Origin of the sequence: Amycolatopsis sp. NBC_01488 (assembly GCF_036227105.1) — a bacterium.
Lineage (GTDB): Bacteria > Actinomycetota > Actinomycetes > Mycobacteriales > Pseudonocardiaceae > Amycolatopsis.
The window spans coordinates 1,344,581-1,357,469 of the sequence record NZ_CP109434.1 but is presented as its reverse complement, the minus strand read 5'-3'; the positions used below and the strand labels follow the sequence as shown (position 1 = coordinate 1,357,469).

Sequence of the window (12,889 nt, the reverse complement as noted above, 5' to 3'; positions counted from 1 at the left end):
GACCCCCACTGGCGCACGCTTGTTGCCATCGTCTAGCGTCTGCATTGTTCACTTCCCGAGGTTGTGGACAGCGCAGGAGCGGCATGGTTGGTAGCCGGTTTCCGCTTCTGCGCCTTACGTTTCACGTCACCCGCACGAGGACGCGTTTCACCGCCGCACGTCATAGCGCGCGTTTTTGTTGCTGTCGTTGACTTTTCGTATATCTACACAGGACTACTCAGCCTTCGAGTTCACGCCCTGGATCTTCGCCGAAACCTCCCCCGCCCTCCGCCGTTCATGGTCCGCCCAGTACAGCGCCTCATGGTGGTGGCCCCGGTCGACGTCGGCAACCTTCTCGTACATCCGCGCGTTCGCTTGGCGAAATGTCAGCCACACGGAAGGGTTCGCATCCGGCGCCGGTCGTCGATCCATCGCGATCTCATGCGCTTCACGCAAAGTGCGCGGTTCATTCGGCGTCGCCATCAGGCACCAGCCGAGCCATCGCGCGGGCTTCGAGGAGCGCCGCCAGGTCCTCGGCGCTGTCGCGGAGTTGGCGAAGGAACCTCACGCACGCGGGCCACGTCGCCGGGTCGTCCGGTGGCCGCAGCATCACCACGCACGGCGCCCCCGCGAGCACCAGCATCGGCGGATGCGTCGGGTCCGAACCAGTCTCCTCGACCGTCAATTCCGCTTCCCGCCCGACGATCCACGTCACGCCGAGCCCGTCCCAGTTGGCCGTCATCCCGCCCTGCCTTGCTTGCCCATTCCCTCGCCAGCTCTTCGAACCCCTCGGCGGCCGACTCCAGGGCCGCGACGCACCACCAGGGCAGCCCCCGGGACTTGGCCAGCTCATGCCACGCTCGCGACACACGCTGCGCCGCACTCGCCGTGTTCTGGGCGTTCATCGGTGATAGCACCGCAGACCCGTGCTCCCAGGCCGCCATGTAGTCGCGGTACGCCTGCTCCCACGCCCGGACCAGTTCGTGAAACGCCGCAGCGTCGCGAACCGGCCCGGACGCGTTCATCCCGCTCACGCCGCCTTGGCCGCAGCTTCGCCACCCGTGGCGGAGCGCGCCGACTTGGACCCGGAACCGCTACCGGCGGCCTTGAAGCCGGTAGCGCGGAACACGTAGGACTGGTACTTGAACTCGCCCTGCCCCGCGACCTTCGGTTCCGCCGTCAAGCCCTCCAGCTCAATCGGGCGCATACCGGGCAGCGCCTCCGGGGTAGCCGGGACGGGCTGAACGTCGGCCAGAAGAGTGATCTCGAACGAAGCCCTCTTCGCCTTCGTCTCGTCCGGGTCGGTGACCGTGGCCTTCCACTGCCGCTTACCGGTGGCTTCGTCCACGCGCTGCCGAGTGGGACGGCCGGCTGCCCGGTCTTCCCGGGACTGGTATTCGTTGTCAGGTGCAACTTCGCCCACTAGTACCAAGCCCTGCGGAAACGCGCTGTCGAACTCGATCGGGAACCGGTGTCCCTTCATGATCGCCATGTCAGAGGCCCTTTCTCAGCCATTCGCGGCCTTGTCGCCGCCGCCTTGGTATGCCAAGGTCCTTCTAGGTATACCAAGCTTTGGCATGCCAAGTCAACTAAGCTGAGGAAGCACGTCCGACCAGGCAGGAGAGCACCGTGCCCGAGCACATGTACGAACGCATCGCCGACGTGCTGCGCGAGCAGATCGTCAGCGGAGATCTCGGCCCAGGCGACCGCCTACCGTCACAGGAGGCACTGAGCGAGCAGTTCGACGTGTCGCGCATCGTCGCCCGCGAGGCGCTCGACCTGCTAGAGAGCGAAGGGCTGATTGATCGCGTCCAGCGACTCGGCGCGTTCGTCCGCCGATACCAGCCACTCATCCGGAGGTCGGAGCAGCACTACCGCACCAACCCCGGCGCCCCGTTCGCCGAGGAGGCCCTAGCCGCCGAGCGCATCCCCCGGTACAGCCACAACACCTACCCGGACCGCGCCAGCGCCGACATTGCGCACCGCCTGGAGATCCCCGTGGGTGCGGACGTTATGCGCACCGACTACACGTCGTTCGCGAACGATGAGCCGATGATGCTCACGCATTCGTATGAGCCACTGGAGATCACGAAGGGCACCGTGATCGAGCGCCCCGAGGAAGGCGTCATGATGACGGCCGGCCTGGTGGACCGCTTCACGGCGATCGACATGCGTCCGACGCGAGTCGTCGAGAGACTTCGTTCGCGGATGCCCCGGCCGTCGGAGACCGAGGCCCTGAAACTACGCAAGGGCACGCCAGTTGTGATCATCGTGCGGACCACGTACTCAAACGACACACCCGTGGAAACAGCGGACATATTGCTGGACGCACATAGGTTCGAGCTTGAATACGTGCTCCGGGTGGACCCATTGCAATAAAAGCATGGAAATACGAAAGCGCCCGCCGCGTTGGTTCCGCGACGGGCGCTTGTCGTATGCCTAGCAGTTGATCAGTTCGGGCTTCTGGTTGAGGATCTGCGCGCGCGGCGAGACGAACTCCTCGTACTCCTTCACGGCCGACGGCGCGAACAGGCCCGTCTTGCAGCAGTTCTGGAAGGCCAGCCGGACGCCGTACTTCCGCTCGACCGCCCCGCGCATCGAGTCGCTGGCAGCGAAGCGCAGCAGCTCACCCCACGCCTGGTCATCCGGCGGAACGGTGCCGTCTTCGGCCGCCGTCGCCCCACTCTCGTACTGCTTGACCAGCCGCTCGACCACCGACCAGGCGTAGGGAAGCGAGTTCTGAACGCAGGCCAGGAATTCGTCATCGGTCATGGCGCCAGCCTGCGCCTTCCTAACCAATTCTTCCGGGACCGTCAACGACATCGCGGCACTTCCTCTCAGCGTCAATATTGCTACTGTCAAGCTAACGCTGATTTGCTGTCGCGCGCGACCGCCCGTCAGTGTGACGCCACTGCTGACAGACTGTGACATGGTCGCCTATGCATAGAACGATCCAACAAACTATTTTGTGATTCGAACAGCGAAGCTCCATAATATTCGACTGTTGCCGCTGCTGCCGCTGCTGCCGCCGCGAGCTTCGCTTGAAGTTGGAGACCAACCAACTAGTCTGATTGTTCTCTATAGGTTCACTGGCGTTTGCGTGAGCAGTTCATGTCATCATGTTCGCGCGGTGCCTCGCCTTATTGGCGTCGCCACTGTAGGGTGATTCACCCTGCAGTCCGCGAAGTCAGGAGCAGAGTTGCCAAATTATGACCTAAGCCGACTCGGCAGCACTGAATTTGAGCATCTCGTCCAGGCTGTCATCAAGAAAGTGATCGGTGCCGGAACCATCACATTTGGTGCAGGTCGGGACGGTGCCCGTGAGGCTACATATGAAGGTTCTGCTCCGTATCCGTCTCAGAGGCATCAGTTTTCGGGAAAGTGGATCTTCCAGGCCAAGTACCACGACCTGGAACTCCTTGGGGTCGGTAAGGCGCGCAAGCAAGTCCTAAGTGAGCTCGAAGACGAGCTTGATAAGATCACAAATAAGTATAAGCATCCATGTAACAATTACATACTGGCGACTAATGTGCCTTTGACTGGGGTCGCTGGCACCGGAAATCTTGATACGATTGCCAACAGTATCGCACCGAAATATAGTGACAAGATTGAGAACATTCACGTCTGGGGCGCAGACGACATAAATAGGTTCCTCGAGAACTATGTAGACATCAGAACCTCGTATTTGCACTTCATCGTCGCTGGCGACGTGCTGCATCAGTTGATCAAAAGGAACGATCAAGAGATTGATGATCTTGCCATCACGGTAAAAGAATACGTCAAGGTACTCTATACTCGTGAACAGAACGCGCAGCTGGACCAGGCTGGAGACATGTCGGAGGAGCCGGTACGCATCCAGCACGTATTTTTTGATTTGTTGGCCACTTACGATCAAGAAATCAGCAGTATTGGTGGAAGGCAACTAGCGGAGTTTAATCGTCGCTACGGAAGCTCGCAATCCCAAAGTCGGGAGAACAGCTGGTCACCCCTCCTGCTGTTGACGACCGATTCAGTTGGAAGCCTCGTAATTGTCGGAGGGCCAGGCGAGGGCAAGTCAACAATTGGGCAGTTTCTAGCGCAGATACATCGCGCGCGTCTCATTGGAAAGTCCGATGAAATAACAATAGACGAGCCGTATGCGCCAGTTGTTCTAAGAATTCCGCTTCGGATTGTACTGCGTGATTTTGCCCAATGGCTCGCTCGTCCCAATGTTGAAGGAATCAATACTGGTCGAACACTTGACGAATATCTGACCGGTCATATTGAGCAGGCGACGGCAAGACCTATTACGACGAAGGAGTTGCATCGCGTTATCCAAGAAAATCCGACGCTGTTGATATTCGATGGTCTTGACGAAGTCACTGGTGAGGATATCCGCCGATCCCTTCTCGACCGGTTGGCAGAGTTCACCGATCGTTGTAGGACGACGTTCAATGCGGATATGCAGATACTGGCCGCAACTAGGCCGACGGGATACTCAAATCAATTCAGTCCAAAGACCTACCTTCATCTGCGCCTAATCAAGCTGGTTCCCAATCAGGTTCGCGACTATGTAGTCAAATGGATTGGCGCCAGGCCAATTGAGCCTAGCAAGGCTGAACATTTGAAAGAAAATATTGAAGAATGTCTGATCGATCCGCAAATTAAGCTTCTCACAAATACTCCGCTGCAAGTGACGATCCTCGTTCTGATCATTTCTTCGGGTGGCGCGCCACCCCGGCAACGAGAAGCGCTATTCGACGAATACTTGAATGTAATATATAAGAGAGAGACTGGGAAAGGTAAGAATGTAGTAAGTTCTGAACGTGAAAAACTGGTTGGCCTGCATGAGTATATCGGTTACATTTTGCATGAAAAAGCGACTTCGGCGACTTCGGCAAGCGCGGTGTTAGATAGGCCAGATTATGAAGCTGAAGTCATGAATTACCTGAAATACTGCGACCCTTTCTCTGCTCCTCAGAAGATTAAAGCTGTCCAGCGTGCCATTACGACGGACGCCGGCGAGCGCCTCGTCCTTCTTGTCGAACCTCGGTCAGATCAATTCGGATTCGAGTTAAGATCGATCCAAGAGTTCTTTGCTGCGTGTCACATGACCGACACCTCGACCGGTACCGACATGCGGTACCGAAGGTTCGATGCTATTGCGCGATTGGATCACTGGCGGAATGTTGCATTGTACTTCGCGGGTCGAGTTGGCAGAAACTACTCTGGTGAGACTGGAAATATCATCGAAGTATGTCACGATCTCAACCGGGAAACGCACTCGTCGATCGTGCATCGTGGCAGTATTCTGGCTCTCGAGCTAGCGGCAGATCGAGCATTCGGTCACAATCGACGAGGTCAGCGAAGGCTGCTCGAAATCGCACTAGAAAGTTTAGAGCGCAGTAACTCCTATGGTCGCCTTTTGCAAATTAAAGAGCTCTTGCAAAAGCTTCCCGTGGAGGATGTACGCGATCATGTCAGCGTGTTACTGAGGCAGAAGCTGGAACTGCTTGACAGTAGGCACATCGTGCATTTTCCCGAGGTTGTTTACGCATGTAAGGCAGATCCCGAGTTGCAGCGCGTTGCTGTATTAAAGCTAGCGGAAAATGCTGATACCAGAAGTGCATGTCTCGAGAATATCTATCGCCTCAGATTGTCGCAAGCGCAGATTGGTGAATCGACAGTAAGTAATATTGTCAAATTGTTGTCGTCGGAGCAGTTGGTGCGTGTGTTCGCATCGTTGAGCGGCGGGGAACTCGTTTACGCTGTTGAGCGTTCGCTGGCTGACGGGGTGTCAGATACGGTCATCTGGTCGTGTCTGTCGGATCTCTTCGCGTTCGGGCAACCGCAATCGACGCGAACTTTGCATGGCTATCGCGTTAGTTTGGATCGCCTAGAAAAAGAAATGCGACCAAGGTCGATGCCAGGAGTGCTGGTAACTTGCCTCTTGTCTCTAGGGCTGGCTGTTCAATTTGAGCGCGAGACGACTGATGGCAGAGTTTTTCGGCCTAGTGACGAAACGATAGTGCAGTTCGACTTAGATCGACACGCTCCGAACTATGTCATCCAGGGCCAATTGGATCCAAATGAAAATCAACATTTGGCGGCAATTCCTGACTGTCTCTTGATTATTCCCTGGATGCTGCACGCGCTAATTGGAGACGTCACCCCTGCGAGCGCGCGAGCCTTTGTCGAGATCCTTATTAGACATCGTTCGCACTCATGTATCTACAATCTTGTCAGTGACCTCGGGTTGTTATGGCGGCCAGTCATACTAGTTGTAGTTGATAGTGTTCGACGCGGTGATAAGATCGAAATCGGTGATGCCGTCGAGCTTTTGTGTAGATTTGGCGGGAAACGTGGGTTTGAAGAGGGACAAGCCTTAGAATATAGAGTCTCGCAATGGTCGAGTGTGCGGCTTCGGAATAAGAGTGAGCTGCATCGCTTCATGCTCACCGAAAACGATGCTCAACAACTTGGTATTTCTTGGCCGTTTAGTGCACTTGAATCGTCATTGGTTCTCGATTTAGTTTTTCGAGCATCTCGCGTGACTGGGGCCTTGACGACTATCCTTACCTTCTCCGATATTCGCGAAGTTGCCGTGAATATCGAGCGCGACGGGTTCATATCAGAGCGAAATTGGCACAGCTTAGCAAGCTTTGACATCGAGGTAGATGTAAAAGAAGTAGACCGACCCCAGGCAGATATTGCGTACGTTGTTTCGGCGATGGCCAAGGGTGCGACTATTGCGGCGCGTGAAGCGGATGTGCGACTTTGCCTGGAGTATGCACACTTCATGTATCGCAAGAAGGATTTAGATTCAGAATCGACGAATATAGTTCACTCAAGCCTGGCGCGATTTTCCAACGATCCAGCACCTTCCATGTATTCCTGGAATAGGAAGCCGGTTATTGCACGTATGATTCATGGCGCACTGAAGTGCTTGATTAGTCGGCAGTCGGTGGAGTTGACCCGTGGTGCGCGGTTTATGATTGATGTGATTACAACTTCGGCTAGATTCTGGGCCGATAGCAACGGCGTCCAAACGGCGAAGTTCTCGTTTCGAGGATTCAACGCCTCGCATCGTGCCTTCGCTGAATCGGCCGCAACCGAAGACGATATTCATGCTGCCCTGAATCTATTCACGCTCCGGAAAATTAGCTCGAGTGTCGACATGGCGTGCCTGAAGGAGCTGCTGTCACGAGCGTCGGCGCGCAATATTGCGTACTTCTTTGGTATTCTGCCTGGTGATGCGCTTCGCAACGCTGATCAGCGTGACTTCTGGGTTGAGCTTGTCAGCTCGCTGATCCCTGATTCTAGGCTCGGTGCTGACCATGCCGCCTTGGTCGACGCAATGGCTGTATTGCTTGCAGAGGCCGATCAGAGTCTCGCGATGCACGAGCGCGAGCTTGGTCTTCCGCTCGTTGTCGAAGCGGAGTAGTTGCCGAACTTGGCTCTATGGGATCAAGGCGCCGCCGTCGGCGGCGCACCTCGGGGCCGCACGGCGGCCCGCCCGATTGCGACACGGACGGCCTGCCGCTCCGCTCCGGCCGCCGGTCGCCGGGCGGGCCGCCGGAGGTCGCCCTGTGCGCAGCGCCGCCGACGGCGCCACCAGAGCAAGGCGGTACCCGGTCACATCGCGCGCGGAGTTTGGCCCTGCTCAACGCGGACGCTTCCGGGTACCGCACCCTGCACTCTACGGCCGCACAGGCAAGCCTCCGCAAGATCGATGACCGATTCGGGCGAAGCGGACTGCCGGCCGGGGAGGCTGCTCCCTCGCAGGCGATCGTTTAACACCGGCCCGCCGCCATCAAGGGCGCCTCCGGCGTCGCTCCGCGATGAGCTGCGCTCACCCTTGACACCGGCGACCCGGCGCTAACGGGCGGCAGGGGCGAGGAAGACGGGGACGGACAGCCACTGCGCTACCTGCTCGCCGACGCCGACCAGCCGGAGGAGTGCCGACGATGAAGCAGCCGAGCCGACGACGCAGCCCCAATCAGGGCGCACTGTGGAGCCGCTTCCAGCTCATCGACTGGCAGGCGCGAGCCGCCGGGCATGGCAAGGTCCCCGACGTCGCCAGGCCGTCTACAGGCCGTCGGACGTCGGGGAAGGCCAAGATCCGCCGAGAAGTGTTGAGATGGATTCGCGCAGCTCGGAGCCTATTTTCAGGGCATGATCGCCAGGTCGGCTCAGATCGGCCGAGAGATCACGCAGATCTACGAAGGCACGAACCAGATCCAGAAGGTCGTGATGGCGCGGGCCCTGCTCAAGGGCTGACCACCCGGACCCACCAAAGCCCCCGGCGCCGTCGCGCCGGGGGCTTTTTTGTCACGTCCGTAAGTGGCACTCGAGCCATCTCGTGTCACTCATAGCAGGTCATCGGCCGAAAGAAAATCACTCACCCAGGGGAGTGTCCGGACAAGTTACCCGCGCGTTAACTCATCGGTGACGCGGATCACCATCGGTTCACAGAGAGGTGAAACGGATGGGTGCAACGACGCGCAGGTGGCTCACGGCGGCCGTCGCTACGTTGGCGGCGCTGACACTGGGGGCCGGGACCGTTCAGGCGGCCGAGAAAGAGCCCACCGGGCCCGTGCAGCCGAACATCCTCACGGCAGCCGCCTACTCGCTCGGGGCGCCGAGCATCGCGCCGCCCGGGGCGAACGACTGGAACTGCAAGCCCTCCGACAAGCACCCCAACCCCGTGCTGCTCTCCAACGGGACCACCGCCAACGCCTACGAGAACTGGGCCAACCTCTCCCAGAAGCTCGCGAACGCCGGCTACTGCGTCTTCGCGGGCAACTTCGGCGGGGCGTCCGGGAGCTTCCTGCAGACCGTCGGGCCGGTCGCCGACACCGCGAAAGCGCTTGCCGCCTTCGGGGACAAGATCCTTCAGGCGACCGGGGCGAGCAAGCTCGACGTCGTCGGGCACTCGCAGGGCGGCATGAACATCCGGTACTGGATCAAGTACCTCGGCGGCGCCGGCAAGATCAGCCGGCTCGTCGGGTTGTCACCGTCCAACCACGGGACCGACCTCTTCGGCCTGCTCAGCACCCTCGAGCTGATCCCCGGCGTGCCGGCCGGGCTCGGTACCTTCTGCCAGTCGTGCAACGAACAGGCCGTCGGCTCGGCCTTCCTCACCGACCTCAACGCCGGCGGCGAAACCGTGCCCGGGATCCAGTACACCGTCATCCAGACCCGCTACGACGACGTCGTGACGCCGTACACGAGCGCATTCCTCGCGGCGGCGCCGAACGTCAAGAACATCCTGCTGCAGAACGTCTGCGGGCTCGACTTCACCGACCACCTCGGCATCACCTACGACCCGGTCGCCGAGGGACTGGTGCTCAACGCGCTCGACCCGGCGCACGCCAAGACGCCGCCCTGCGTGCCGGTGCCGCCGGTGATCAGCTGAGCTACGCCACATGAGACATAACCCACCGCCGGGGCGGATTTCCGCTCCGGCGGTGTCACGCTCGAACCATGTACTGGCCGGTTCCGGCGTCCTGGACGCCCCACGACGAAGCCGAGCTGGTCGCCGGCTGGCGGCTGTGGCTCGAGCTGTCCGACCGCGCCTGGCCGACGGCCGCCTGGGACGGCACCCCCGCCGACGCCGTCCGCCAGCTGCGGGAGCTCCTCGCCGCGTGCGACGAGATCGAGACGTCCTACCGGGCGGCCGCCACCGAGCCGTCGCCGGGATTCCTGCGCCTGGTGCAAGGGCTCGTCGTCACGGCGGGGTCGGCGATCGGGCTGTGGTTCGACGACTTCGACCAGCTCGACAGTGAACGCGCGGCCCTGCTGCACGAGGACCTCACGCGCTTCGCCGAGCAGGCCGAGCAAGTCCTGACGCTGCTGGCGGTCAACGGCGGCTGGACCGCCCTCGACGCGATCCGGCGCCGCCCGGCCTGAGCGAGCGCGGGAGCCGCTCAGCCGGGTTCACTTTGCGATCGGCTCGGGCACAGCAAGTGATTAGGCCGCTTGGCCCAGCCGATCATGAACCGGAATGGGTACCTCAGCAGGCATGAACCGGACATCAGACGGCACGAACCGAACCGAGGCGAAGGCCGAAAGAGGGGTGCGCCGGGGCGAGGCGGAGGCCGAAAGAGGCGAGAAGAGCGACACCGCGCAGCTGCTCGGCCGGATCGGCATGGCCTGCTACGGCGTCGTGCACCTGATCATCGCGTACCTGGCCGTGCAGGTCGCCTTCGGGAGCAGCGAGCGGGCCGACCAGAAGGGCGCGCTGCAGGAGGTCGGCTCCACGGCGTTCGGCCAGGTCCTGCTCTGGATCCTGGCGATCGGCCTGGTCCTGTTCGGCCTCTGGCAGTTCCTGATGGCCGCCACCGGCTACGAATGGGTCAGCGGCGGCAAGCGGACGCGCAAGCGGATCGGCGCGGCCGCACGCGGCGTCGTCGTGATCGTGCTGGGCTTCACCGCGTTCCGGATCGCCACCGGCAGCGGTGGTGGCGGGTCGAGCAACCAGAAGCAGCAGGAGTTCACCGCCAAGCTGCTCCAGCTGCCGGCCGGGCCGGCGCTGGTGGTCATCGCCGCGGCGGGCGTCCTCGGGGTCGCGATCGCCGCCGGGGTGAAGGGCGTGAAGAAGACATTCCTCGAAGACCTGGACACGACCGAGCTGCCGGGGAAGTCCAAGCGCTGGATCAGTTGGCTCGGCACCACGGGCTACCTCGCCAAGGGCGTCGTGCTGACCGTGGTCGCGATCCTCCTCGCCATCGCCGGGTTCACCGCCGACCCGAACAAGGCCGGCGGGCTGGACGCCGCGCTCAAGACGCTCGCCGCCCAGCCCTTCGGCACCGTGCTGCTGACCGTCGTGGCGCTCGGCCTGGCCGCGTTCGGCGCGTACTGCTTCGGCGCCGGCTGGGCGCACAAGCGCTAACGCCGGGACACCTGCGCGAGGTATTCGTCGCGGTCCAACGGGTTTTCGCCGGTCCGCGGCCGGGTCGGCGGCGGACCGGGGCAGGGCCGGTAGGCCGCGAACTCGCTGAGGAACACGCCTTCGCCTTGGCTGAGTGCGGGCAGCGCCTGCTCGAACGCGTGGACGTGCTCCGCCGGGATCGTGCCGTGCAGCGTGCACGACGACGGCCCGGCGACCGGTTCGCCGGGCACTCCGCGCAGGTCGGCGAGCTTGAGCAGCACCGCGCTGACGGCCTTGGCCGGCACCTCCAGCTCGAAGCGGTGCACCGGCTCGTGCACGCGCGTGTCGGCCTGCTTCAGCGCCGCCATCAGGACCAACGGCGTCATCTTCCGGAAGTCGCCGGCGGCGCTGATCGGGCTGAAGTACGCCGTGTGCGTCAACGTGACGGCGATGTCCAGCACCTCCCAGCCGTACAGCCCCTGCTCGAGAGTGGTGTACACGGTCTCTTCGATGGCCTTGTGGAACGCCGGCGGCAGCGACCCCAGCTCGACCGACAGCCCGAACCCGACTCCGCGCCCCGGTTCCACCCGCAGCCCGACCGTCGCGAAGAAGTACAGCCGCTGTGCCGGATCCAGCTCCTCGAGAGCCTCGCCGCGGCCGACCGGCTTCTCGACGTACAGCGTGCGCGTCCGCTCGAAGGTGACGTCGATGCCGGCGCCGTCGGCGAGCATCGAGCGCAGGACTTCCTTCTGCACCTCGCCGTAGAGCCGCACCGAAACGTCGTGGTCGTGGCGGCGGACGTCGATCAGCGGGTCCTCTTCGGACAGCCGGGTCAACGCCGTGAACAGTGCTGACGCCTGGTCGGGCCGGACCGGCCGCACGACGGTCTCCAGGCTCGGCGGCGCGAAGACGCCGTCGCGGGCGGCTCCGGGGGAGCCGAGCCGGTCGCCGATCCGGACGTCCCGCAGCCCGCGCACGCGGGCGACGTCGCCCGCGAGCGCCACGTCGTCTCCGGCGACGTCGATCGCCGAGATGCGGCCGGTCAGCTCGGTTTCGCCGCGGTAGAAGGAAATCCGCTGTCGCACCGCCAGTGAGCCGGAGTGCAGGCGCGCGTAGGCGATCTTCTCCCCGGCGCGGCCGCGGTCGATCTTGAACACCGTCGCGTGCAGCGGTCCGTCGCCGGTGCGTTCGGTCGCCGGGAGCAGCTCGGCCATCGCCGTGATCAGGTCCGGGACGCCGGTGCCGATGATCGCCGAGCCGGCCAGGACCGGGTGCGCCGCGCCGCGTGCGACCTGGCGGACCAGCTCGGCGCGGCAGGCCGCGGCGTCGACCGGACCGTCCACATAGGACGCAAGGAAGGTGTCGTCACCGTCGGCCAGGAATTCGGCCAGCTCGTCGGGTGCCGTGGGGGCGGTCAGCGCGATCGCCCGCGGCGCCAGCTTTGCGCGGATCTCGCCGAGGAGGTCACGCGCGCCCGGCCGGTCGATCTTGTTGACGAAGATCAGCGCCGGGATGCCGAGGCGGCGCAGCGTGCGCATCAGCACGCGGGTCTGCGCCTGGACGCCTTCGACGGCGGACACCACGAGGACGGCGCCGTCGAGCACGCGCAGGGCGCGTTCGACCTCGGCGATGAAGTCCGAATGACCCGGGGTGTCGATCAGCGTGATCCGGGTGTCGCCGGTCACGAACGACACCACCGCGGAGCGGATGGTGATGCCGCGACGGCGTTCCAGCTCCAGGGAGTCGGTCTGGGTGTCGCCGCCGTCGACGCTGCCGAGGTGGTCGATGGCGCCCGCTTCGAAGAGCAGGCGCTCGGTCAGGCTGGTCTTACCGGCGTCGACGTGCGCGAGGATGCCGATGTTCAGGGTTTTCACGGTCGTGGGAGGTCCTTCGTGATGCGAGTGACAGGCCGGGCAGGACGGACTGTCGGCGCATCGGGGTCTCCTCACGGTCGTCGACGCAGGTCAGGGGGAAGATAGCGGTCGTTGCGGTGGTCGCCAACCGGGTTTTCGTGTCGCTGCCGGTCCCTGTCGGTTCCCTGTCGATCACCCTCCGATG

General features: G+C 62.2%; 10 protein-coding genes. 5 read left to right on the top strand and 5 right to left on the bottom strand.

What is annotated here, in order from left to right; all coding sequences use genetic code 11:
• Nucleotides 1-213: 213 nt before the first annotated feature.
• From OG738_RS06305 to OG738_RS06295, 3 genes are all read right to left on the bottom strand, one after another.
• Nucleotides 214-462: an AMED_5909 family protein gene (locus OG738_RS06305; RefSeq protein WP_329051996.1), complete on the bottom strand. Its 249-nt coding sequence runs from the start codon at nt 460-462 to the stop codon at nt 214-216.
• Nucleotides 446-721 carry a hypothetical protein gene (locus OG738_RS06300; RefSeq protein ID WP_329051995.1) on the bottom strand — a complete coding sequence of 92 codons (276 nt, stop codon included), beginning with the start codon at nt 719-721 and terminating at the stop codon, nt 446-448. Before OG738_RS06300 ends, OG738_RS06305 begins: the two co-directional genes overlap by 17 nt.
• A gap of 288 nt (nt 722-1,009) precedes the next feature.
• A complete protein-coding gene (locus OG738_RS06295) occupies nt 1,010-1,471 on the bottom strand; it encodes a hypothetical protein (protein WP_329051993.1) in 462 nt (153 codons plus the stop codon).
• A gap of 137 nt (nt 1,472-1,608) precedes the next feature.
• On the opposite strand from OG738_RS06295, the gene OG738_RS06290 reads away from it, so the two are divergent.
• Complete coding sequence (locus tag OG738_RS06290; RefSeq protein ID WP_329051991.1) at nt 1,609-2,358, top strand: GntR family transcriptional regulator; 750 nt, start codon at nt 1,609-1,611, stop codon at nt 2,356-2,358.
• 60 nt (nt 2,359-2,418) lie between these two features.
• Here the strand turns inward: OG738_RS06290 and OG738_RS06285 are convergent, their stop codons facing one another.
• Complete coding sequence (locus OG738_RS06285) at nt 2,419-2,802, bottom strand: SCO5389 family protein (protein WP_329051989.1); 384 nt, start codon at nt 2,800-2,802, stop codon at nt 2,419-2,421.
• Nucleotides 2,803-3,178: 376 nt separating this feature from the next.
• Here OG738_RS06285 and OG738_RS06280 point away from each other — a divergent pair, with 376 nt between their 5' ends.
• The 4 genes from OG738_RS06280 (at nt 3,179) to OG738_RS06265 (ending at nt 10,852) form a co-directional block, all read left to right on the top strand.
• A complete protein-coding gene (locus tag OG738_RS06280; protein WP_329051987.1) occupies nt 3,179-7,402 on the top strand; it encodes an NACHT domain-containing protein in 4,224 nt (1,407 codons plus the stop codon).
• A gap of 1,044 nt (nt 7,403-8,446) precedes the next feature.
• Complete coding sequence (locus OG738_RS06275) at nt 8,447-9,376, top strand: esterase/lipase family protein (protein ID WP_329051985.1); 930 nt, start codon at nt 8,447-8,449, stop codon at nt 9,374-9,376.
• 68 nt (nt 9,377-9,444) lie between these two features.
• Nucleotides 9,445-9,870 (top strand): hypothetical protein, encoded by a 426-nt coding sequence (locus OG738_RS06270; RefSeq protein ID WP_329051982.1) that lies wholly within the window; start codon nt 9,445-9,447, stop codon nt 9,868-9,870.
• Between the two features lie 166 nt (nt 9,871-10,036).
• On the top strand, nt 10,037-10,852 hold the full coding sequence (locus tag OG738_RS06265; protein ID WP_329056585.1) for a DUF1206 domain-containing protein: 816 nt from the start codon (nt 10,037-10,039) through the stop codon (nt 10,850-10,852).
• On the opposite strand, the gene OG738_RS06260 is transcribed toward OG738_RS06265, so the two are convergent.
• Nucleotides 10,849-12,705 carry a translation factor GTPase family protein gene (locus OG738_RS06260; protein ID WP_329051981.1) on the bottom strand — a complete coding sequence of 619 codons (1,857 nt, stop codon included), beginning with the start codon at nt 12,703-12,705 and terminating at the stop codon, nt 10,849-10,851. The two genes, OG738_RS06265 and OG738_RS06260, sit on opposite strands and share 4 nt — an antisense overlap.
• Nucleotides 12,706-12,889: the final 184 nt, after the last annotated feature.